General features: G+C 65.2%; 17 protein-coding genes and 1 pseudogene. 14 read left to right on the top strand and 4 right to left on the bottom strand.

Annotated features, from left to right (window positions below; all coding sequences use genetic code 11):
- The first annotated feature begins 4 nt into the window (after window positions 1-4).
- Complete coding sequence (tal, locus tag NH8B_RS18750; protein ID WP_014088652.1) at window positions 5-1,063, top strand: transaldolase; 1,059 nt, start codon at window positions 5-7, stop codon at window positions 1,061-1,063.
- Between the two features lie 252 nt (window positions 1,064-1,315).
- Here tal and NH8B_RS18745 read toward each other — a convergent pair whose 3' ends face one another.
- Window positions 1,316-1,846, bottom strand: coding sequence for a hemerythrin domain-containing protein (locus tag NH8B_RS18745; protein ID WP_014088651.1), 531 nt, complete (start codon window positions 1,844-1,846; stop codon window positions 1,316-1,318).
- 176 nt (window positions 1,847-2,022) lie between these two features.
- On the opposite strand from NH8B_RS18745, the pseudogene NH8B_RS21250 reads away from it, so the two are divergent.
- Window positions 2,023-2,421 (top strand): annotated as a pseudogene (locus NH8B_RS21250) (GNAT family N-acetyltransferase); the annotation flags it as partial.
- 87 nt (window positions 2,422-2,508) lie between these two features.
- Window positions 2,509-3,057: a 1,6-anhydro-N-acetylmuramyl-L-alanine amidase AmpD gene (gene ampD, locus NH8B_RS21245; RefSeq protein WP_232503576.1), complete on the top strand. Its 549-nt coding sequence runs from the start codon at window positions 2,509-2,511 to the stop codon at window positions 3,055-3,057.
- A 283-nt stretch (window positions 3,058-3,340) separates the two neighbouring features.
- Here ampD and kup read toward each other — a convergent pair whose 3' ends face one another.
- Window positions 3,341-5,209 carry a low affinity potassium transporter Kup gene (gene kup, locus NH8B_RS18735; protein ID WP_014088649.1) on the bottom strand — a complete coding sequence of 623 codons (1,869 nt, stop codon included), beginning with the start codon at window positions 5,207-5,209 and terminating at the stop codon, window positions 3,341-3,343.
- Window positions 5,210-5,496: 287 nt separating this feature from the next.
- On the opposite strand from kup, the gene NH8B_RS18730 reads away from it, so the two are divergent.
- The 3 genes from NH8B_RS18730 (at window position 5,497) to guaD (ending at window position 9,372) form a co-directional block, all read left to right on the top strand.
- Window positions 5,497-7,212 carry a proline--tRNA ligase gene (locus NH8B_RS18730; protein WP_014088648.1) on the top strand — a complete coding sequence of 572 codons (1,716 nt, stop codon included), beginning with the start codon at window positions 5,497-5,499 and terminating at the stop codon, window positions 7,210-7,212.
- Window positions 7,212-7,955 carry a lytic transglycosylase domain-containing protein gene (locus NH8B_RS18725; protein ID WP_232503503.1) on the top strand — a complete coding sequence of 248 codons (744 nt, stop codon included), beginning with the start codon at window positions 7,212-7,214 and terminating at the stop codon, window positions 7,953-7,955. The genes NH8B_RS18730 and NH8B_RS18725 overlap by 1 nt, the downstream gene beginning before the upstream one ends.
- 100 nt (window positions 7,956-8,055) lie before the next feature.
- Window positions 8,056-9,372, top strand: a complete 1,317-nt coding sequence (gene guaD, locus NH8B_RS18720; protein ID WP_014088646.1) for a guanine deaminase — start codon at window positions 8,056-8,058, stop codon at window positions 9,370-9,372.
- 104 nt (window positions 9,373-9,476) lie between these two features.
- On the opposite strand, the gene NH8B_RS18715 is transcribed toward guaD, so the two are convergent.
- A complete protein-coding gene (locus tag NH8B_RS18715) occupies window positions 9,477-9,992 on the bottom strand; it encodes an RDD family protein (protein ID WP_008952095.1) in 516 nt (171 codons plus the stop codon).
- Window positions 9,993-10,222: 230 nt separating this feature from the next.
- Between NH8B_RS18715 and ilvB the strand changes: the two genes are divergently transcribed.
- From ilvB to ilvC, 3 genes are read left to right on the top strand one after another with little or no spacing between them, the layout of a single operon-like run.
- On the top strand, window positions 10,223-11,983 hold the full coding sequence (ilvB, locus tag NH8B_RS18710; RefSeq protein ID WP_014088645.1) for a biosynthetic-type acetolactate synthase large subunit: 1,761 nt from the start codon (window positions 10,223-10,225) through the stop codon (window positions 11,981-11,983).
- Between the two features lie 15 nt (window positions 11,984-11,998).
- Window positions 11,999-12,490, top strand: a complete 492-nt coding sequence (ilvN, locus tag NH8B_RS18705; RefSeq protein WP_008952097.1) for an acetolactate synthase small subunit — start codon at window positions 11,999-12,001, stop codon at window positions 12,488-12,490.
- Between the two features lie 56 nt (window positions 12,491-12,546).
- Window positions 12,547-13,563: a ketol-acid reductoisomerase gene (ilvC, locus tag NH8B_RS18700; protein ID WP_014088644.1), complete on the top strand. Its 1,017-nt coding sequence runs from the start codon at window positions 12,547-12,549 to the stop codon at window positions 13,561-13,563.
- Window positions 13,564-13,824: 261 nt separating this feature from the next.
- On the opposite strand, the gene asd is transcribed toward ilvC, so the two are convergent.
- Window positions 13,825-14,664 (bottom strand): archaetidylserine decarboxylase, encoded by an 840-nt coding sequence (gene asd / locus NH8B_RS18695; protein ID WP_014088643.1) that lies wholly within the window; start codon window positions 14,662-14,664, stop codon window positions 13,825-13,827.
- A gap of 353 nt (window positions 14,665-15,017) precedes the next feature.
- Between asd and pssA the strand changes: the two genes are divergently transcribed.
- The 5 genes from pssA to ctaD all read left to right on the top strand — a co-directional run bounded on the left by pssA (window position 15,018) and on the right by ctaD (window position 21,590).
- Complete coding sequence (pssA, locus tag NH8B_RS18690) at window positions 15,018-15,794, top strand: CDP-diacylglycerol--serine O-phosphatidyltransferase (RefSeq protein ID WP_014088642.1); 777 nt, start codon at window positions 15,018-15,020, stop codon at window positions 15,792-15,794.
- Window positions 15,795-16,017: 223 nt separating this feature from the next.
- On the top strand, window positions 16,018-17,811 hold the full coding sequence (locus NH8B_RS18685; protein WP_014088641.1) for a 2-isopropylmalate synthase: 1,794 nt from the start codon (window positions 16,018-16,020) through the stop codon (window positions 17,809-17,811).
- A 141-nt stretch (window positions 17,812-17,952) separates the two neighbouring features.
- Window positions 17,953-18,576, top strand: a complete 624-nt coding sequence (gene bioD / locus NH8B_RS18680) for a dethiobiotin synthase (protein ID WP_014088640.1) — start codon at window positions 17,953-17,955, stop codon at window positions 18,574-18,576.
- Window positions 18,577-18,802: 226 nt separating this feature from the next.
- A complete protein-coding gene (gene coxB / locus NH8B_RS18675; protein ID WP_008952103.1) occupies window positions 18,803-19,918 on the top strand; it encodes a cytochrome c oxidase subunit II in 1,116 nt (371 codons plus the stop codon).
- Between the two features lie 43 nt (window positions 19,919-19,961).
- Window positions 19,962-21,590: a cytochrome c oxidase subunit I gene (gene ctaD, locus NH8B_RS18670; protein ID WP_014088639.1), complete on the top strand. Its 1,629-nt coding sequence runs from the start codon at window positions 19,962-19,964 to the stop codon at window positions 21,588-21,590.
- The last annotated feature ends 5 nt before the right edge of the window (window positions 21,591-21,595 follow it).

Below are 21,595 nucleotides of genomic sequence, written 5' to 3'. Positions count from 1 at the left end.
CGCCATGAACCGCCTGCAAGCCATCCGTCCCTTCGGCCAACGTATCTGGCTGGACAACCTGTCGCGTGAACTGCTGGCCTCCGGCACCCTGGCGCGCCTGGTGGAGGAAGACGGCATCGCCGGCGTGACCTCCAACCCGACCATCTTCCACAAGGCCATCGCCAGCGATCCGCGCTATCAGGAAGACCTGGCCGCACTGAAACTGCGCGCTCTCGACGCCGAGCAGTGCTACGAGGCGCTGGTGATCCCGGACATTCAGGCCGCCTGCGACCTGCTGGCGCCGCAGTACCACGCCAGTGCCGGCGACGACGGCTACGTCAGCCTGGAAGTGTCGCCGCTGTTGGCCAACGACGCCGCCGGCACCCTGGCCGCGGCGCGCCGGCTGTGGCAGGTGGTGGCCCGACCCAACCTGATGATCAAGATTCCGGCTACCGCCGCCGGGGTGGAAGCGCTGCGCACGCTGACGCGCGAGGGCGTCAACGTCAACATCACGCTGCTGTTCAGCCTGCCCCAGGTCGAGGCGGTGTGGGACGGTTATCTCGCCGGCCTGCAGCAGCGCCTGGAGGACGGCAACGACGTCAAGCCGGTCAAGGCGGTGGCGAGCTTCTTCCTGTCGCGCGTCGACAGCCTGCTCGATGCGCAGCTGGCGCCGGAACTGCAGGGCAAGGTGGCGGTGGCGCTGGCCAAGGCGGCCTACGCGCGCTACCGGCAGCGTTTCCACGGCGCCGAATTCGCCGCGCTGCGCGCCGCCGGGGCGCGTCCGCAGTACCTGCTGTGGGCCAGCACCGGCACCAAGAATGCCGCCTACTCCGACGTGCTGTACGTCGAGAGCCTGATCGGCCAGGAAACCGTCAACACCGTGCCGGACGCCACGCTAGCGGCGTTCCGCGATCATGGCGCGGCCGCCGAGACCCTGCCGCGCGCCCTCGAGGATGCCATGATGACGCTGCACCGCGTCGGCGCCTCCGGCATCGACCTGGCCGCCGTCGGCGACAAGCTGCAGCAGGACGGCCTCAAGCTGTTCGTCGAGTCGTATCAGGCGCTGCTGGAGCTGACCGCCTGAGCGTCTCGCCATTAGGCGGCTGCGCCTTCGCATCTTGAGCGCCGGCAGACTGCGTGCGCATCTCTGATGCGCCCAGCGATGCGGAATCCTCATGTACTCTATGTACATTCCGGGTCCTGTGCGCTGGCGGCGCTCAACCTGCTTTGGCTCGCTCGCCTACTGGGAGGGACTCCACGCCCGCGGGCCTAATCAACAAAAAAACGGGATGGCGCACCATCCCGTTTTTTTTGTTGGAAAAGGTTGGCCGAAGCCTCAGCCCGGCTGCTGCCGCCGCGCCGCCATGCGCTGCCCGGCCTGGCGCAGTTCGTCCTCGCTCAAGGTGGCGGCGACCAGCGGAAACAGCCAGTCCTCCTCCAGCTGGGCATGGCTGCGATAATGCGTGGTGAAGGCGTGGATGGCTTCGGCGTCGACCCGCGTTGCCGAGCCGTCCTGCAGTGCCAGCAGTTGCCGCCGCAACACCTGCCAACGTTGGCCGAACATGACGTGATCGGCCGCCAGTCGCGCCAGCGGCGTGTCGGTATCGGGCAGGCGCTGGCGCAGCAGCGGGAACAGCTCGTCTTCCTCGTCGGCGTGGTGCGCTGGGCCGGCCACGTCGAAGTAACGCAGGATGCCCGCCACCGAGCTCTGCAGCGCCGGGGTGACGCCCTGTGCGGCGAGGTAGCCGGGCAACTTGTCGAGCAGGCTGCAGAAGTGGCGCACCTTGTCGTGGCAGGCACCGAGCATCTCCAGCGGCGCGTCGAAGCTGGGGGCGGCGTTCTGGCCGAGGTTGTCGAGTCGCAGCATGGCGGGGTCCTGGTGGGATGGCAGGCACCCAGTGTGCCCGAGCCCGCTGCGCGGGGCCATGACCGCGCTCAAGAAACGCCGGGCAGGCTGGCCGGCGCCGTGCTTCTGCACCACAATGACGGGGTGTGCGCCCGGCGGTGGCGCCGCGTCTCCCGCTCGTTACCAAGAGTCTTCCCATGGACCAACCCTTCGTCGTACGCCCTCCCGATCTGGCCGAGCCTGGTTTGGCGGAAGCCGCGTTCCGCCTGCAGCTGGCGGCCCACCGCGTGGAACTGGCGTGGCTCGGCGAACCGCCCGACCTGCCGCTGCTGTGGGACGGCGCGGCGGCGGTGACGGCCTGCCCCTATCGCCAGCTCGCCGCGTTCGAGGGTGCCGAGCTGCGCGGCCTGCTGGTGTACGAGGAGGAGGGCGACGGCGTGCATATCCAGCGCATCGTGGTCGATCCCGCCCATTTCGGCCAGGGCTGGGGCTACCGCCTGGTGAACGCGCTGCTGGCGCTCGCGCCGCGCGTCACGGTGGATACCGCCGAGGGCAACGCCGCGGCGCTGCGCCTCTACGGCAAGGCCGGCTTCGTGCCGGAGCAGCGCTGGCACACGCCGGGTGGGCTGGCGCTGTGGCGGCTGGGCTACCGCCGCCCGCCCGACGAGGCGGCGCTGCCGGCGCTGTCGCTCGACGCGGCGGGCTGGGTACCCGAGGCGCGCCGCTGCCCCTCGCCCAACCGCGACGCGCGCGCCGCCGGGGTGGCGACGGAACTGCTGGTGGTGCACAACATCAGCCTGCCGCCGTACCGCTACGGCGGGCCGGGCGTGGAACAGCTGTTCACCAACAGCCTCGACCCCGCGGCGCACCCCTACTACGCCACCATCCACCACTTGCGCGTCTCGGCGCATTTCTTCATCCGCCGCGACGGCGAGCTGGTGCAGTTCGTCCCGGTCACCGAGCGCGCCTGGCACGCCGGGGTGTCGAGCTGGCGCGGGCGCGAGCGCTGCAACGATTTCTCGCTCGGAGTGGAGCTGGAGGGCTGCGACTTCGAGCCGTTCGCCGATGCCCAGTACCGTACCCTGATCGCGCTGGCGCGCCTGCTCAAGCAGCAACTGGGTCTGGCCGGCATGACCGGCCACGAACACATCGCGCCGGGGCGCAAGACCGATCCCGGCCCGTTCTTCGACTGGGCGCGGCTGAGACGACTGGTGGACCTGCCGGCCGAGTGAGCGCCTATCCCATTAGACGGCTGCGCCTTCGCCTCTTGAGCGCCGGCAGACTGCGTGCGAATCCATCGCTGAGCCAATCGAAGATTGGCACGCAGAGATTGGCTCAGCGATGCGGAATCCTCATGTACTTTGAGTACATTCCGGTTCCTGTGCGCTGGCGGCGCTCAACCTGCCTTGGCTCGCTCGCCTACTGGGATGGCTCTATGGGTTTTATTTTTGATTAATCCGGTGCATGCAAAACGGCCGCTGAGCGGCCGTTTTGTGTGTCCGGAGAGGAGGGGCACTACAGCTCGATCTGCGCACCCAGCTCCACCACGCGGTTGGTCGGGATGTGGAAGAAGTCGGTGGCCCTCAGCGCGTTCTTGCTCATCCACACGAACAGCTGCTCGCGCCAGCGCGCCATGCCCGGACGCGCGGTGGAAAGCAGCGTCTCGCGCGACAGGAAGAACGAGGTATCCATCACCTCGAATTCCAGGCCCTGCCGGGCGCACAGGTCGAGGATGTCCTGCACGTTCGGTGTCTCCTTGAAGCCGTAGAACGCCTCGACCTGCCAGAACGAATTCGACAGGCGGGTGACGGTCACTCTTTCCTGTTGGCTGACATAGGGGACCTCCTCGCCGTGGATGGTCAGCAGCACGATGCGCTCGTGCAGCACCTTGTTGTGCTTCAGGTTGTGCAACAGCGCGTGCGGCACCCCTTGCAGCGTGCTGGTCAGGAACACCGCCGTGCCCTGCACCCGGCTGGGCGGGAACGACTCCATGTTCTCGACGAAGCTGTCGAGCGGAATGGCATGCTCCATCAGCCGCTCTTGCAGGATTTCGCGGCCACGCTTCCAAGTGCTCATCAGGGTGAAGGCGCCCAGACCGATCACGAGCGGCAGCCAGCCGCCGGCGAACAGCTTGAGCGCGTTGGCGGCGAAGAGCGGAATGTCGATGCACAGGAAGCCGACGAGGATGGTCAGCACCAGCGCCTTCGGCCAACCCCAATTCCTCATCGCCACGGTGCACGACAGAATGGCGGTGATGACCATGGTGCCCGTCACGGCAATGCCGTAGGCGGCGGCCAGATGGCTGGACGACTGGAAGGTCAGCACGACCACGATCACCGCTGTCAACAGCGCCCAGTTGACCAGGGGAATATAGATCTGGCCGATTTCCATATCCGAGGTGTGCTGAATGTCCAGACGCGGCATGAAGCCCAACTGGACTGCCTGGCGTGTCAGCGAGAACACGCCGGAAATGACCGCCTGCGAGGCGATCACCGTGGCGAGCGCGGAGAGGATCACCAGCGGGAACAGCGCCCAGTCCGGAGCCAGGTGGAAGAACGGATTGGCGACGGTCTTGGGGTCGGCCAGAATCAGGGCGCCCTGGCCGAAATAATTGAGCAGCAGTGCCGGCAGCACGAAGCTGAACCAGGCCAGGCGAATCGGCTTTTTGCCGAAGTGGCCCATGTCGGCGTACAGCGCCTCGGCGCCAGTAATGGCCAGGACAACCGAACCCAGCGCCAAAAAGCCGAGTTTCTTGTGGTGATCCATGAAAGCGAAGGCATGGCTGGGATAAATGGCCTCCAGCACGGTCGGGTTGTCGGCGATGCTGAGCACGCCGAGCAGGCCCAGCACGGCAAACCAGATCAGCATCACCGGGCCGAACAGTTTGCCGACACTGGCGGTACCGTGGCGCTGGATCAGGAACAACGCGACCAACACCGTGATCGAAATCGGCATCACGTAAGGCTCCAGCGTCGGGGTCATCACCTCCAGCCCTTCGATCGCGGATAGTACCGAGATGGCAGGGGTAATCACGACCTCGCCGTAGAAGAAGCCGCCGCCCATCAACCCCATGACCAGCAGCAGCCAGCCGGTCTTGCCCGGCACGTGCCGCTTGGCCAGCGCCATCAGGGTCAGGATGCCACCTTCGCCCCGGTTGTCGGCGCGCAGCACGAAGGAAAGGTACTTGACCGAGACCACCATGATCAGTGCCCAGAAAATAAGCGACAGGATGCCGAGCACATTTTCCGGGCTGGGGGCGAGGCCGAGGTGGCCAGCAAAACATTCTTTAAGGGTATAGAGCGGGCTGGTGCCGATATCGCCGTACACCACGCCCAGTGCGGCGAGTGTGATGCCCGCCAGCGCCTGCTTGCTGTGTGCTTGCATAATGGTCTGTTTTTTTGCCGTTTTTATGGCAGCAAGCCGTGTTGCGCGGAAGGTTGCTGCAGTGCGGTAGATGGTCAACGAGCGCGAAGCTTACTCCTGTGCCGTGACAGTGCAAAGAGCAGGCCGGTAATTGTCCCGGCGTGCCGGGGATTCTGTCGGGAGCCTGCCACAGGCCGGGAAACGGCGCCAGGGCCGGCGGCGCTCGGGAGCGGCGCGCCGCTTCCCCCCGGGCGGCGCAAACCGCTACAATCAATGCCATTTATCGGAATTTCCAAGGACATCCCGCCATGCGCGCCTCGCAGTTTTTCATCTCCACCCTGAAAGAAGCTCCCGCCGACGCCGACATCGTCAGCCAGAAACTGATGCTGCGCGCCGGCTTCATCCGCAAGGCCGCCGCCGGCATCTACTCGTGGATGCCGATGGGGCTCAAGAGCCTGCGCAAGGTGGAAGCGATCGTGCGCGAGGAAATGAACCGCGCCGGCGCCATCGAGGTGATCATGCCGATCGTGCAGCCGGCCGGGCTGTGGCAGGAAACCGGGCGCTGGGACACCATGGGCGAGGAAATGCTGCGCTTCAAGGACCGCCACGAGCGCGACTTCGTGATCCAGCCGACCTCCGAGGAAGTCGTCACCGACCTGATCCGCGGCGATCTGAAGAGCTACCGCGCGTTGCCGAAGAACTTCTACCAGATCCAGACCAAGTTCCGCGACGAGCGCCGCCCGCGTTTCGGCGTGATGCGCGGCCGTGAATTCACCATGAAGGACGCCTACTCCTTCGACCGCAGCGCCGACGCCGCCGGCGTCAGCTACGACAACATGTACGCTGCCTACTGCAAGATCTTCGACCGCATCGGCCTGACCTACCGCGCCGTGGCGGCCGACACCGGCGCCATCGGCGGCGACCGCTCGCACGAATTCCAGGTGATCGCCGCCACCGGCGAGGACGCCATCATCTACTGCCCGGACTCCGACTACGCCGCCAACATCGAGTTGGCCGAAGCCGTGGCTCCGGCTGGCGAGCGTCCGGCGCCGGGTGCCGCCATGGAAAAGGTGTACACCCCGAAGGTCAAGACCATCGCCGACCTGGTGGACTTCCTCAAGGCCGACATCAAACAGACCGTCAAGGCCATCGTGGTGGACGGCGACGGCGAAGACGGCCAGCCGGTGCTGCTCTTGGTGCGTGGCGACCACGAACTGAACGAGGTCAAGGCCGGCAAGCTGGATGGGGTGAAGAGCCCGCTCACCTTCGCCAGCCCGGACGCCATCCGAGCCTCCTTCGGTGCCAACCCGGGCTCGCTCGGTCCGGTCAACTTCCCGGGCAAGGTCTACGCCGACCGCACCGTGGCCAAGATGGCCGACATGATCACCGGCGCCAACGAGGACGACCAGCACTTCACCGGCGTCAACTTCGGCCGCGACTGCCCGGAACCGATCGTCGCCGACATCCGCAACGTGGTGGCCGGCGACCCGAGCCCGGACGGCAAGGGCGTGCTGGCTATCGAGCGCGGCATCGAGGTCGGCCACGTGTTCTACCTCGGCACCAAGTACTCCCAGGCGATGAACGCCACCTTCCTCGATGAAGACGGCAAGCCCAAGTTCTTCGAGATGGGCTGTTACGGCATCGGCGTGACCCGTATCCTGGGCGCCGCCATCGAGCAGAACTTCGACGCCAAGGGCATCATCTGGCCGGACGCCATCGCACCGTTCACCGTGGTGCTGTGCCCGGTCGGCTACGACCGCTCGGCCGAGGTCAAGGCCGCCGCCGACCAGCTCTACGCCGATCTCGTCGCCAACGGCGTGGACGTCATCCTCGACGACCGTGGCGAGCGCCCGGGCGCGATGTTCGCCGACTGGGAACTGATCGGCGTGCCGCACCGCGTCACCATCGGCGATCGCGGCCTGAAAGAAGGCAAGGTGGAATACCAGCACCGCCGCGACAGCGAAGCCACTGGCATGGCCGTCGATGCTATTCTGGAGCATGTGCTAGCCAAACTGGGTAAGTGATGCCTGCTGCCGCTCGTTCCGCCGTCTCGCCTTGCCGGCCGCGCCGTACGACGCTGAGTCGCCCGTTCGGCGCGCTCGCACGCCGGCTGAGACCAGGAGCGTGGCGCGAGGGACGGGCCGTTCTCCTGGCGCTGGCGCTGTGCGCGGCGGTGCCGGCCTGGGCCGGCGCGCAGCGCGAGGAAGCGTTGTCGGCCAACGTGGCCTCGGCGATGCGCCGCTCGGTGAACGACGCCAATGCGCCGCGGCTGGTGTTCGACGACGCCCGCGAAGGCCAGGCCTGGCTCGCCGAGATGTCGCGCCGCCTGGAAAAACGCATCCCCGATGCCTGGATGCGCCAGCACCTGCTCACCGCCATCCAGTACGAGGCCAGCCGCGCCGGCCTCGACCCGCAGCTGGTGCTGGGGCTGATCCAGGTCGAGAGCGGCTTCAAGAAGTACGCCATCTCCGGCGCCGGCGCGCGCGGGCTGATGCAGGTGATGCCGTTCTGGGTGCGCCACATCGGCAACAGCGAGCACAACCTGTTCGAGCTCACCACCAACCTGCGCTACGGCTGCACCATCCTGCGCCACTACCTCGACCTGGAGCGCGGCAACCTGTTCCGCGCGCTGGGACGTTACAACGGCAGCCTCGGCCGGCCGGAGTACCCCAACCTGGTGCTGGGCGCCTGGCGCGCCCATTGGCAGTGGCAGCCGCCGGCGGCGCTACGCACCGCCCGGCTGGAGTCGGGCGCCACCCAGGACTGAGTCGTCTTCCCGCACGCCACCGCCCGGTGGCGTTTTTCATGGGCGCCTGCCGGCACGAACTGCCATGATGAAGCACGGATGACGTTCTAAGGAGCCCGGCATGAAAACCGCCATACGGGGGGCGCTGCTCACCTTCCGCCGCGACCCGCTGCTGGCCGGCGTCGAGGCCGGCATGTACTACGAGTCGGACGGCGTGGTGGTGATCGAGGCGGGCAGCGTCGCCGCCGCCGGGCCGGCGACGACGCTGCTGCCAGCGCTTGGCGCCGACGTCGCCGTGACCCACTACCCGGACCACCTGATCCTGCCCGGCTTCATCGATTGCCACGTGCACTATCCGCAGACCGAGATGATCGCCGCCTACGGCGAGCAGCTGATCGACTGGCTCAACCACTACACCTTCGTCACCGAGCAGGCGTTCGCCGACAAGTCGCACGCCGCCGAGGTGGCCGAGGTGTTTCTCGCCGAGCAGCTGCGCCACGGCGTGACCAGTTCGGCGGTGTTCTGCACCGTCCACCCGGACTCCGTCGACGCCCTGTTCGAGGCGGCCGAGCGGCGCCAGATGCGGCTGCTGGCCGGCAAGGTCTGCATGGACCAGTACGCCCCGGCCGAACTGCTCGACAACGCCGAGCGCGCCTACGCCGAGTCCAAGGCGCTGATCGAACGCTGGCACCGCCGCGGCCGCGCCGAGTACGCCATCACCCCGCGCTTCGCGCCGACCTCGTCGGTGGCGCAGTTGGAGGCGCTGGGGGCGCTGGCGGCGGAATACCCCGACATGGCGATCCAGTCGCACCTGGCGGAGACGCCGGGCGAGATCGCCTGGGTCAAGTCGCTACACCCGGACTCCCCGCACTACACCGCGGTCTACCAGCGTTACGGCCTGTTGCGGCCGCGCGCCGTGTACGGTCACGGCGTGCATCTGGCGGACGAGGAATTGCAACTGCTCTACGACAGCGGCGCCAGCCTGGCGCATTGCCCCAGCTCCAATGCCTTTCTTGGCTCCGGCAGCTTCGACCTGCGCCGCGCCCGCGCTGTGCCGCGCCCGGTGCGGGTCGGACTGGCTACCGACCTGGGCGCCGGTACCAGCTTCTCGATGCTGCAGACCATGCGCTCGGCCTACGAGGCGGCGCAGACGCACGGTGTCGCGCTGTCGGCACCGCAGGCGTTCTACCTCGCCACGCGCGGCAGCGCCGAGGCGCTCGGCATCGCGGATAAGGTGGGGTCGATCGAGGTCGGGCTGGAGGCCGACCTGGTGGTGCTCAACCTGCGTTCCACCCCGCTGATCGACTTTCGCATGCGCTACGTCCGGGACATCGAGGAGGCGCTGTTCGTGCAGATGATCCTGGGCGACGACCGCGCCGTCGCCGCCACCTATGTAGCGGGCCGGCTGCTGCAGCCCGGGGCCGGCTTGGCGGGGTGAGGAAACGAAAACGCTTCGGCCAACCTTTGAAGGTTGGCCGAAGCGTTTTGTCCTGGCCCCGCCCGTATCCTGGCATCGTGGAGCGGGGCCGGTCTTGCCCGGCGTTACGCCTTCTGGCGCGGCGGTAGCAGGACCTGGCGCGTGCCGGCCAACTGGTCGTGCAGGAATTGGCGCTCCTTGTCGTGGAACGCCGCCAGGAACGGAATCAGCCACCACAGCAGCGGCAGCCAGCGCGCCTCGGGCGTGTGGCCGAGGGCGCGCTCCCAGCCCAGGTAGCTCAACAGCGGCAGGCCGACGAACAGCGCCAGCGCCACCAGATAGCGCCCCAGCGCCTGCGGCCACCCCACGCTCCCGCCGTCGCGCCCCACCAGCTTGATGCGCCAGGTCTTCATCGCCACGGTCTGGCCGCGCCGTACCCACGATAGGCCGAAATAACCGAACAGCGCCGCCGCCAGAAACAGGCGGAACAGCTGCTCGAGCCAGAACGAGGCGCCAAGCCAGGCCTTGAGCGGGGTGAACAGGGCCGAGGCGAGCAGCAGCACCGCCAGCATCAGCAACAGTTCGTACAGCAGGCAACACAGGCGACGGGTCAAGCCGGGGGTGGTCAGGGAAGATGTCATGCCGAAAACGGGTATGGTTGGTCGGGGCAAGGGCGCGCGATCATTCAGCACGCTGTCAGAACGCCATGGTAGCAGAGCCCGATGGAGGCGGATACCCGCCCCCGGGGGCGCCTTAACCATTGGATTTGCGTGGATTTTGCATGTGCACAAAAGCCCTTGACCGGTCTTTCCAAGATACGCTAAGGTCAGAGGCTATAACGGGACAAAACCACCACATAAAAGAGGCAACGATGCAGATTTCGGGCGCGGAGATCGTAGTCCGCTGCCTGCAGGAAGAAGGAGTCGAGTTCGTTTTCGGCTACCCCGGCGGCGCGGTACTAGAAATTTATGATGCCATCTTCAAGCAGAGCCAGTTCAAGCATGTTCTGGTGCGGCACGAGCAGGCAGCGGTGCATGCCGCCGACGCCTACTCGCGTTCCAGCGACAAGGTCGGCGTGGCACTGGTCACTTCCGGTCCGGGCGCGACCAATGCCGTGACCGGCATTGCCACCGCCTACATGGACTCGATTCCGATGGTCGTGTTGTCTGGCCAGGTGCCGACGCCGGCCATCGGTCTGGATGCCTTCCAGGAAGTCGACATGGTCGGCATTACCCGGCCGTGCGTGAAGCACAACTTCCTGGTCAAGGACATCAACGAGCTGGCGGAAACCATCAAGAAGGCGTTCTACATCGCCAAGACCGGTCGCCCCGGTCCGGTGGTGGTCGACATCCCCAAGGATGTGACGCAGAAGCTGGCCGAGTTCCACTATCCGGAAAGCGTCAGCATCCGCTCCTACGTGCCGGTGCTGCGCGGCCATCCGGGCCAGATCCGCAAGGCCGTCAACCTGCTCCTGGAAGCCAAGCGCCCCTACGTCTACGTCGGCGGCGGCGCGGTGCAGGGCGGGGCGGAGCAGGAAGTCACCGAACTGGTGCGCTCGCTCGGGCTGCCGTGTACCAACACCCTGATGGGCCTGGGCGCCTATCCGGGCAGCGATCCGCAGTTTCTCGGCATGCTCGGCATGCACGGTACCTACGAAGCCAACATGGCAATGCAGAACTGTGACGTGCTGATTGCCGTGGGTGCCCGCTTCGACGACCGCGTGATCAGCGTGCCGTCGCACTTCCTGTCCAAGCCGAAGAAGATCGTCCACATCGACGTCGATCCGTCTTCCATCGCCAAGCGCGTCAAGGTCGACGTGCCTATCGTCGGCGACGTCAAGTACGTGCTGCGCGATATGCTCGACCAGCTCAAGGAAAGCGGCAAGAAGCCCGATCCGGTTGCGCTGGCGGCGTGGTGGAAGCAGATCGAGGAATGGCGCGCGCCCAATTCGCTGCTGTATGCTCCCTCCAACGAGCTGATCAAGCCGCAATACGTGGTGGAAAAGCTGTACGAAATCACCGGCGGCGATGCCATCATCACCTCCGACGTCGGCCAGCACCAGATGTGGGCGGCGCAGTACTACAAGTTCGACCGGCCCAAGCAGTGGCTCAACTCCGGTGGCCTCGGCACCATGGGCTTCGGCCTGCCGGCCGCCATCGGCGCCCAGCTGGCCAACCCGGACAAGGCCGTCGCCTGCATCACCGGCGAGGGCTCGATCCAAATGAATATCCAGGAGCTGTCCACCGCCAAGCAGTACCATACCCCGGTCAAGGTCGTCAGCCTGAACAACCGTTACCTGGGCATGGTGCGCCAGTGGCAGGAGTTCTTCTACGGTACGCGCTACTCCGAGTCGTACATGGACGCGCTGCCGGATTTCGTCAAGATCGCCGAGGCCTACGGCCACGTCGGCTTCAAGATCGAGAATCCGGCCGACGTCGAGCCGGTGCTGCGCGAAGCCTTCAGCCCGGCGCTGAAGGAACGCCTGGTGTTCTTGGATTTCCGTACCGATCAGTCGGAAAACGTGTTCCCGATGATAGGCAACGGCAAAGGTCTGGACGAAATGGATCTGCCGCCGCATATGAGGAAAACCGACGAGCCGGATGCCGAACGCGACTACGGCAACCTGTGCTGATTGAAGGGCGGACAAATGCGACATATTCTTTCCATTCTTCTGGAGAATGAAGCGGGGGCTCTTTCCCGCGTAGTGGGCCTGTTTTCGGCCCGGGCGTACAATATCGACTCCCTGACGGTGTCCACGACCGAGGACCGGACACTGTCGCGCATGACGATCGTCACGCACGGCTCCGACGACGTTATCGAGCAGATCACCAAGCAGCTCAACAAGCTGATCGAGGTGGTCAAGGTGATAGACCTCAACGAATCCGAGCACATCGAACGGGAGATGATGCTGATCAAGGTGCGCGCTACCGGCAAAGACCGGGAAGAAATGAAGCGCATGGCGGATATCTTCCGCGGTCGCATCATCGACGTGACGGAAAAGACTTACACCATCGAGCTGACTGGTACGAGCGACAAGCTGAATGCCTTTATCGAGGCGATCGACCGCACAGTGATCCTGGAGACGGTTCGTACTGGCGCATCCGGCATTGGCCGCGGTGAGCGGGTTCTAAAAATCTGATAAATCGATCAATACGGACGGAGTCATCTCCGTCCGGCTGAAGGGAAAGACAAAAAATGAAAGTGTTTTACGACAAGGACGCCGATCTGTCGATCATCAAGGGCCTGCAGGTGACCATCGTTGGCTACGGCTCGCAAGGCCACGCTCACGCCCAGAACCTGAAGGACTCCGGTGTCAACGTCACCGTGGCCCTGCGCAAGGACGGCGCTTCCTGGAACAAGGCCGTTGCTGCCGGTCATCAGGTGAAGGAAGTTGCCGAGGCAGTGAAGGAAGCCGACGTCGTCATGATCCTGCTGCCGGACGAGTCGCAGCCGGACGTGTACCGCAAGGACATCGAGCCGAACCTGAAGCAAGGCGCGGTACTGGCCTTCGCCCACGGCTTCAACGTGCACTACAACCAGATCGTGCCGCGCGCCGACTTGGACGTGGTCATGGTTGCCCCGAAAGGCCCGGGCCACACCGTGCGCTCCGAGTACGTCAAGGGCGGCGGCGTGCCGACCCTGATCGCCGTGTACCAGGACAAGTCCGGCAAGGCCCGCGACATCGCCCTGTCCTACGCTGCGGCCAACGGTGGCACCAAGGGTGGCGTGATCGAAACCAACTTCCGCGAAGAAACCGAAACCGACCTGTTCGGTGAACAGGCTGTGCTGTGCGGTGGCGCGGTTGAACTGGTGAAAGCCGGTTTTGAAACCCTGGTGGAAGCCGGTTACGCTCCGGAAATGGCCTACTTCGAGTGCCTGCACGAGCTGAAGCTGATCGTCGACCTGATGTACGAAGGCGGCATCGCCAACATGAACTACTCCATCTCCAACAACGCGGAGTATGGCGAGTACGTGACCGGTCCGGAAGTGGTGACCTCCGCCACCAAGGAAGCGATGAAAAAAGCGCTGTACCGCATCCAGTCGGGTGAATACGCCAAGATGTTCATCCTGGAAGGCAAGACCAACTACCCGAGCATGACCGCTCGCCGTCGCCTGAACGCCGTGCATCCGATCGAGACCGTTGGTGCCGAACTGCGTGCAATGATGCCGTGGATCGCCAAGAACAAACTGGTGGACCAGTCCAAGAACTGATTGACGTGCAGTTTGGCTAGTGAGGCCGGGGTTTCCCCGGCCTTTTTTCTTGCCCGGAAGCCGAGCAGTGCCTTCGGTGCGGGCGCGTTGCAGTGAGGTGCGACCGGGCGTGGGTGATGAGGGGAACTGCAGGCGGGATGCGGTGCTTGCTCTGGCCGGCAAGCCCGTGTTGAGCGTGGCAGGGGAGGGGGCGAGCGCGGCAGCGGCGGAGCCGCTGCCGCCTGGTCAGGAGGTATCGTCGGTGGGTTCGTTCGCCGGCACTCAGTCGGCCATGCCCTCGCCCATGCGCACCGCGCGGCCGGGTGCCCAGTCGGCATTGAACTGCAGCGGCCCCTGCGGGAACAGCAGCACTACGGTGGAGCCGAGCAGGAAGCGTCCCATCTCCTCGCCCTGTTTCAGAGTGATGTCCTGGTCGCGGTAGTCCCAGTGGCGCACGTCGGCGCTACGTGGCGGGTTGATCACGCCGTGCCACACCGTGGCCATGCTGCCGACGATGGTGGCACCCACCAGCACCAGCGCGAACGGGCCGTGCGGCGAGTCGAAATGGCACACCACGCGCTCATTACGCGCGAATAGCGCGTCGACGCCGCGCGCGGTGGCCGGGTTGACCGAATACAGCTCGCCCGGTACGTAGCTCATCGACAGCAGGCGGCCATCGCACGGCATGTGGATGCGGTGGTAGTCGCGCGGGCTGAGGTAGATGGTGGCGAACAGGCCGTCGTCGAACTGGCGCGCCAGCGCCGCGTCGCCGGCGAGCAGGGCGGTGCTGCTGAAGGATTTGCCCTTGGCCTGGAAGATCTGGTCGCGTTCGATGTGGCCGAACTGACTGATGGCGCCATCCACCGGGCAGACCAGCCGCGTCGCCGCCAGCGGGCGCACGCCGGGCTGCAAGGCGCGGGTAAAGAAATCATTGAAGCTGGCGTAGGCACCGGGTTGGCGTGCTGCGGCTTCTGCCATGTTGACGTCGTAGCGGGCAATGAAGCGGCGTATCATCCACTGTGTCAGGGCGCCAGCGCGCTGGCGCGCGACGAAACCGAACAGGCGAGTGATCAGGAGCTTGGGCAGCAGGTGCTGCAGCAGGACGAAGAGGCGCTCTGACAAGGGCGGGTTCCCAAAAGTTCGGTCAAAGCGGCAAAGTATAGCCTATTCGTCTGCCAGCCGCGCTGACTGGACTGGCAAGGCTGACAAGGTGTTGCACGCCTGCCGCGCCGCTCGCGTTACAATAGCCGGCTAAGAACCGGTTAGCGCTCTTCGTGTGGTCCGCTGAAGCGGGTAAGGCGGGCATCTCTTTGCGCCTTGTCCGGCGCGGACTTGTTCCTTGGCGGGGTCGGCCCTGGCTGTCATGCCGTCGGCCACGTGTCGGGCCGATGCCATCCGTCAAAAGATCGTAAGCCGATTCGTTGATACCAACCGCAACGGTGCCTTGGTGCCGTTGTATTCTGCGGAAAGTGAAGATGCAGACTTCTGTCACACCCAGCCGGGAAAAGCCGACGCTCCGGCGCCAGGGCATTTACCTGTTGCCCAACCTGTTCACGCTGGCCGCGCTGTTCGCCGGTTTCTACGCCGTGGTGCAGGGCATGAACAAGAATTTCGAGTACGCCGCGATGGCGATCTTCATCGCCATGGTGCTGGACGGGCTGGACGGCCGCGTGGCGCGGCTGACGCACAGCCAGAGCGCCTTCGGCGCGGAGTTCGACAGCCTCTCCGACATGGTCAGCTTCGGCGTGGCGCCGGCCCTGGTGGCGTACGAGTGGATGTTACGCGGGCTGGGCAAGCTGGGCTGGATGGTGGCCTTTATCTATTGTGCCGGCGCCGCGCTGCGCCTGGCGCGCTTCAATACCATGATCGGCACCGCCGACAAGCGCTGGTTTACCGGTATTCCGAGCCCGGCGGCGGCGGCGCTGGTGGCCGGGCTGGTCTGGATCTGCCACGAGTACGGCTACAACGACTTGGCGATCCTGCCCTGGGTGGCGCTGGGCTTTACCGCCTTCGCCGGCATCTCCATGGTGACCAACGTCAAGTTCTGGAGCTTCAAGGAGATTCACCTGCGCCGCAAGGTGCCGTTCGTCGCCATGCTGGTGGTGGTGCTGGTGATCCTGCTCTTGGTGTCGAAACCGCCGCTGGTGCTGTTCGGCTTCTTCGTCGGCTATGGCCTGTCCGGTTACGTGATGGCGCTGCTCGGGCTGTCGCGCAACAAGAGCGGGGGCAGCGTGGCCTCTCCGGAGCAGTAAGCGGCCCATTGCGGGATGCGGGAAAAAAGGCGGCCTTGGCCGCCTTTTTTGCGTTCGTGGAGAGGCGTGGGCGGTTTACTGTCGAATCGTGTTGGACTAAATGTCCAATCTTTGTGGATTGGACACACCGAAATGAATTATTCGTCGAAGTGTTGGACGTTTATGTTTGACATTGTGTCGTGCTGTCAGTATTGTGAAACCCATAACGCAGCAGGAGCTGGGCATGCAATTGGACATTGAGCGTCTGATCGCCAACTTTGGCGGACCGAGCGAGTTGGCTGAGGCGCTGAACGCGGCGTTTCCGGACGAACCGGTCTCCCGCGCGGCGATTTACAAGTGGCGCGAGCGCGGCAGTCTGCCGCTCGCCCAGTTGAACAAGCTGGCGCAACTGGCCGCCAGCCAGGGCAGAAGATTCGACTTCAACGACTATCTGAGCGGCACCGCGGTGGTGCCGGGACAAGGGAAGGGTTTCAACATGGGCGATCGTTTGTACATCTTCGACACCACCTTGCGCGACGGCGAGCAGAGCCCCGGCGCCTCGATGACCAAGGAAGAGAAAATCCGTATCGCCCGCCAGCTGGAACGCCTGGGCGTGGACGTGATCGAGGCCGGCTTTGCGGCGGCGAGCCCCGGTGACGCCGACGCCATCCACGCCATCGCCGAAGTGATCAAGGAGTCCACCGTCTGTTCGTTGGCGCGGGCCAACGAGCGCGACGTGCGTGCCGCCGGCGAGGCGATCAAGCCGGCCGCCAAGGGCCGCATCCACACCTTCATCGCCACTAGCCCGATCCACATGGAGAAGAAGCTGCGCATGACGCCGGACCAGGTGGTCGAGGCGGCGGTGAAGGCGGTGAAGATTGCCCGCGAGTATACCGACGACGTCGAATTCTCGGCCGAGGACGCGTTGCGTTCCGACATCGACTTCCTCGCCCGCATCTTCGGCGCGGTGATCGAGGCCGGCGCCACCACGCTGAACGTGCCGGATACCGTCGGCTACGCCGTGCCGCGTGTCACCGAGGCGTTCTTCCGCGAGCTGATCGCCAAGACCCGGGGCGGCGACAAGGTGATTTGGTCGGCGCACTGCCACAACGACCTGGGCATGGCGGTGGCCAACAGCCTGGCTGCGGTATTGGGCGGGGCGCGCCAGGTGGAGTGCACCATCAACGGTCTGGGCGAGCGCGCCGGCAACGCCGCGCTGGAAGAGATCGTGATGGCGGTGCGCACCCGCAAGGACATCTTTGCCGTCGATACCCGTGTCGACGCCACCCAGATCGTGCCGTCGTCCAAGCTGGTGTCGACCATCACCGGCTACCCGGTGCAGCCGAACAAGGCCATCGTCGGCGCCAACGCCTTCGCCCACGAGTCCGGCATCCACCAGGATGGCGTGCTGAAGCATCGCGAGACCTACGAAATCATGTCGGCGGAGAGCGTGGGCTGGTCCACCAACCGTCTGACCCTGGGCAAGCTGTCCGGCCGCAACGCCTTCAAGACCAAGCTGGCGGAGCTGGGCATCGTGTTGTCCAGCGAGGAGGCGCTCAACGCCGCCTTCGCCCGCTTCAAGGAACTGGCCGACAAGAAGCGCGAGATTTTTGACGAGGATTTGCAGGCGCTGGTGTCGGACGAGATGGTGGCGATCGACCAGGAAGAGTTCAAGTTCGTCTCGCTCAAGGTCAACACCGAGACCGGCGAACTGCCGCGGGCCGAGATCGTGTTCAACGAGCGCGGTGCCGAGCAGCGTGCCGTCAGCAGCGGTTCCGGCCCGGTGGACGCGGTGTTCAAGGCGATCGAGAGCGTGGCCAAGAGCGATTCCGAGCTGGAGCTGTACTCGGTCAACGCCGTGACCAAAGGCACCGAGTCGCTGGGCGAGGTGACGGTGCGTCTGGCGCGCGATGGCCGCATCGTCAACGGCCAGGGTGCCGATACCGACGTGATCGTCGCCAGTGCCAAGGCTTATCTTTCCGCACTCAACAAGCTGGCCAGCAAGTTGGAGCGCGTTAATCCGCAAGGCGAGGTGTGACGTTACCGCGTCCCCACCATTTCTAGCCGCGAATCGGCAATCCTGATTGGCAGGCCGGGCGACCCTCACGAGGGGTCGCCCTTTGTCGTGTCCAGGGTGTGCCGATCGGCACGACGGCTACTTCTCGAACAAGGACTCAGCATGCAAGGCTATTTCGTCACCGGAACCGATACCGACATCGGCAAGACCCATGCCGCCGTCAAGCTGATCGAACGCTGGCGGGCCGAGGGCCAGCGCGTGCTGGCGATGAAGCCGGTGGCGTCGGGTTGCGAGGTGTTGCCGGACGGGCGCTGGAGCAACAGCGACGTCGAACGCCTGGTGGCCGCGACCGGCCAGACCGATCTCGACCTGATGAACCCCTACCGTTTCCTGCCGCCGATTTCGCCGCATATCGCGGCACGCCAGGCCGGGGTGGACATCTCGCTCGAGGTGATCGGCGCGCACTACCGGCGTCTGGCCGAGTCGGCGGATGTGGTGCTGGTGGAGGGGGCGGGCGGCTGGCTGGCGCCGCTGACCGAGCGCTTGTTCATGAAGGACCTGGCGCAGGTGCTGCGGCTGCCGGTGATCCTGGTGGTGGGGATGCGGCTGGGTTGTATCAACCATGCCTTGCTGACGGTGCGGGCGATCGAAGCCGCCGGCCTGCCGCTGGCCGGGTGGGTGGCCAACCGCGTGGTGCCGGAGCAGGCGGCGTACGCCGAGAACCTTGCCACGCTACAGGCATACATCGCCGCGCCGCTGCTGCTGGAGATTCCCTACGAAGGCTGAGGGCGGGTGCCGGGTCGGGCTGGTGCTCTGGTTGTACTGACAAGGCTTCGGCCAACCGCTAAAGGTTGGCCGAAGCCTTTTTCATGCCCTGTATATTGCAGTGCGTCATGACATGTTCTTGTTTTCCGGGTGCTTTTTCCTACTATCGATAATAGCCGGCGCGCGAAAAGGTCGGCATGTCTGCTTCGGTCCGACGTGGGCCGCCTAGGTATACAAGGGGGACGCGATGTCCGGCAAGCGTATCCTGCTGTCCATGTTGGGTGGGGTCGGTACCGTGTACGCTGCCGACTTCACCTTTCAGCCGCCGGTGACCCCGGTGGCGCGCCAGATCTACGACCTGCACAGTCTGCTGCTGCTGATCACGGTCACCATCTTCATCGTGGTATTCGGCGTGATGTTCTACGCCATCTTGCGCCACCGCAAATCGCTCGGGCACCGGGCCCGGCCGTTCCATGAAAACACCACCGTCGAAATCATCTGGACCGTGATCCCGTTCCTGATCCTGGTCGGCATGGCGTGGCCGGCCACCAAGGCGGTGCTGGCGCAAAAGAGCACGCGCGCCGAGGACATGACCATCAAGATCACCGGCTACCAGTGGAAGTGGCGCTACGACTACCTGGACGACGGTGTCGGTTTCGTCAGCCATCTGGCGACGCCGACCGAGGCGCTGCACAGTGCTTCGGCCAAGGGCACGCATTACCTGCTGGAGGTGGATGAGCCGCTGGTGGTGCCGACCGGCAAGAAGGTGCGGCTGCTGCTCACCGCCAACGACGTGATCCACTCCTGGTGGGTGCCGTCGCTGGGCGTGAAGCAGGATGCCATTCCCGGCTTCGTGCGCGACGCCTGGTTCCTGGTCGACAAGCCGGGGGTGTACCGCGGGCAGTGCGCCGAGCTGTGCGGCAAGGACCATGGCTTCATGCCGATCGTGGTCGACGCCCGGACGCCGGAGGATTACGCCGTGTGGCTCGCCGCCAGGAAGAAGCTGGCGGCCGCCAGTGCCGACGACCCCAACAAGGTGTGGGCGTTGGCGGATCTCAAGGCGCGCGGCGAGAAAGTGTTTCAGCAGAACTGCGTGGCCTGCCACCAGGCCAACGGCAAGGGGATTCCGGGTGCGTTCCCGGCGCTGGACGGCTCCCCCATCGCCACCAAGGACAAGCCGGCGCATATCGACATCGTGCTCAACGGCAGCAAGCGCAACCCGGCGATGGCCGCTTGGGGCAAGCAGCTATCGGACACCGACATCGCGGCGGTGATCACCTACGAGCGCAATGCCTGGGGCAACCATACCGGCGATGTGGTGCAGCCCAAGGACATCAAGGCGGCGCGCGGTGGCAAGGCATAAAGCCCGCCCTGACCGCGACGGCAGGGGAATCAGGAGGACGAGCATGGCGATCAGCACCACGGCGGGACACGCTCCCCACGCACACGGCAAGCCGACCGGCCTCTGGCGCTGGCTGGCCGCCACCAACCACAAGGACATTGGCTCGATGTACCTGTGGTTCTCGTTCACCATGTTCCTGTCGGGCGGGGTGATGGCCTTGTGCATCCGCGCCGAGCTGTTCCAGCCGGGGCTGCAATTCTTCCAGCCGGAGCTGTTCAATCAGCTCACCACGCTGCACGGCCTGGTGATGGTGTTCGGTGCCATCATGCCGGCCTTCACCGGGCTCGCCAACTGGCTGCTGCCGCTGATGATCGGCGCGCCGGACATGGCGTTTGCGCGCATGAACAACTGGAGTTTCTGGCTGCTGCCGCCGGCGGCGGCGCTGCTGCTGATTTCCTTCTTCGTGCCGGGCGGCGCGGCCGCCGCCGGCTGGACGCTGTACGCGCCGCTGGCCACGCAGATGGGCATGGGCATGGACCTGACCATCTTCGCCATCCACATCCTCGGCGTGAGCTCGATCATGGGCTCGATCAACATCATCGTCACCATCCTCAACCTGCGCGCGCCGGGCATGACGATGATGAAGATGCCGATGTTCGCCTGGGCGTCGCTGATCACCGCCTACCTGATTATCGCGGTGATGCCGGTACTGGCCGGGGTGGTGACCATGGTGCTGACCGACCGCCACTTCGGCACCCATTTCTTCAACGCCGCCGGCGGCGGCGACCCGGTGATGTACCAGCACATCTTCTGGTTCTTCGGCCATCCCGAGGTGTACATCATGGCCTTGCCGGCGTTCGGCATCGTCAGCCACATCATCCCGACCTTCAGCCGCAAGCCGCTGTTCGGCTATACCTCGATGGTGTACGCCACCAGCTCCATCGCCGTGCTGTCGTTCATGGTGTGGGCGCACCACATGTTCACCACCGGCATGCCGGCCACCGCCCAGCTGTTCTTCATGTACGCCACCATGCTGATCGCGGTGCCGACCGGGGTGAAGGTGTTCAACTGGATCGGCACCATGTGGCAGGGGTCGATGAGTTTCGAGACGCCGATGCTGTTCGCCGTCGGTTTCGTCTGTCTGTTCACCATCGGCGGCCTGTCCGGCGTGACCCTGTCGGTGGCCGCGGTGGATATCCAGTTGCAGGATACCTATTACGTGGTGGCGCACTTCCATTACGTGCTGGTGGCGGGCGCCCTGTTCAGCCTGTTCGCGGCGATCTATTACTGGTTTCCGAAAATGACCGGCAAGATGTACTCGGAACCGCTCGGCAAGCTCCACTTCTGGTGGTCGATGGTCTGGTTCAACGTCACTTTCTTCCCGATGCACTTCCTCGGCCTGGCCGGCATGCCGCGGCGCATCCCCGATTACGCGTTGCAGTTCACCGATTTCAACCGCATCGCCTCGATCGGCGCCTTCTGTTTCGGCCTGGGGCAATTGATTTTCCTCTACAACATGCTGTGCTCGATCCGGCGCGGCCAGGCGGCGCCGCACAAGCCGTGGGAGGGGGCCGAGACGCTGGAGTGGCAGATCCCGACGCCGGCGCCTTACCACAGCTTCGTCGAGGCGCCGCACGTGGAGGCGGGCGATAATGGCGTGATTCATTCCATGACGGGGGGCGCTCATCACTGAGCGGG

This window comes from Pseudogulbenkiania sp. NH8B (assembly GCF_000283535.1).
Classification (GTDB): Bacteria; Pseudomonadota; Gammaproteobacteria; order Burkholderiales; family Chromobacteriaceae; genus Pseudogulbenkiania; species Pseudogulbenkiania ferrooxidans.
The sequence above is the reverse complement of the archived record's forward strand: the minus strand, read 5'-3'. Positions and strand labels throughout refer to the sequence as shown.

Coding starts and splice junctions, on each gene's coding strand:
- tal (WP_014088652.1), top strand. CDS start 5: ATGAACCGCCTGCAAGCCATCCGTCCCTTCGGCCAACGTATCTGGCTG.
- NH8B_RS18745 (WP_014088651.1), bottom strand. CDS start 1,846: ATGCTGCGACTCGACAACCTCGGCCAGAACGCCGCCCCCAGCTTCGAC.
- kup (WP_014088649.1), bottom strand. CDS start 5,209: ATGCAAGCACACAGCAAGCAGGCGCTGGCGGGCATCACACTCGCCGCA.
- NH8B_RS18730 (WP_014088648.1), top strand. CDS start 5,497: ATGCGCGCCTCGCAGTTTTTCATCTCCACCCTGAAAGAAGCTCCCGCC.
- NH8B_RS18725 (WP_232503503.1), top strand. CDS start 7,212: ATGCCTGCTGCCGCTCGTTCCGCCGTCTCGCCTTGCCGGCCGCGCCGT.
- guaD (WP_014088646.1), top strand. CDS start 8,056: ATGAAAACCGCCATACGGGGGGCGCTGCTCACCTTCCGCCGCGACCCG.
- NH8B_RS18715 (WP_008952095.1), bottom strand. CDS start 9,992: ATGACATCTTCCCTGACCACCCCCGGCTTGACCCGTCGCCTGTGTTGC.
- ilvB (WP_014088645.1), top strand. CDS start 10,223: ATGCAGATTTCGGGCGCGGAGATCGTAGTCCGCTGCCTGCAGGAAGAA.
- ilvN (WP_008952097.1), top strand. CDS start 11,999: ATGCGACATATTCTTTCCATTCTTCTGGAGAATGAAGCGGGGGCTCTT.
- ilvC (WP_014088644.1), top strand. CDS start 12,547: ATGAAAGTGTTTTACGACAAGGACGCCGATCTGTCGATCATCAAGGGC.
- pssA (WP_014088642.1), top strand. CDS start 15,018: ATGCAGACTTCTGTCACACCCAGCCGGGAAAAGCCGACGCTCCGGCGC.
- NH8B_RS18685 (WP_014088641.1), top strand. CDS start 16,018: ATGCAATTGGACATTGAGCGTCTGATCGCCAACTTTGGCGGACCGAGC.
- bioD (WP_014088640.1), top strand. CDS start 17,953: ATGCAAGGCTATTTCGTCACCGGAACCGATACCGACATCGGCAAGACC.
- coxB (WP_008952103.1), top strand. CDS start 18,803: ATGTCCGGCAAGCGTATCCTGCTGTCCATGTTGGGTGGGGTCGGTACC.
- ctaD (WP_014088639.1), top strand. CDS start 19,962: ATGGCGATCAGCACCACGGCGGGACACGCTCCCCACGCACACGGCAAG.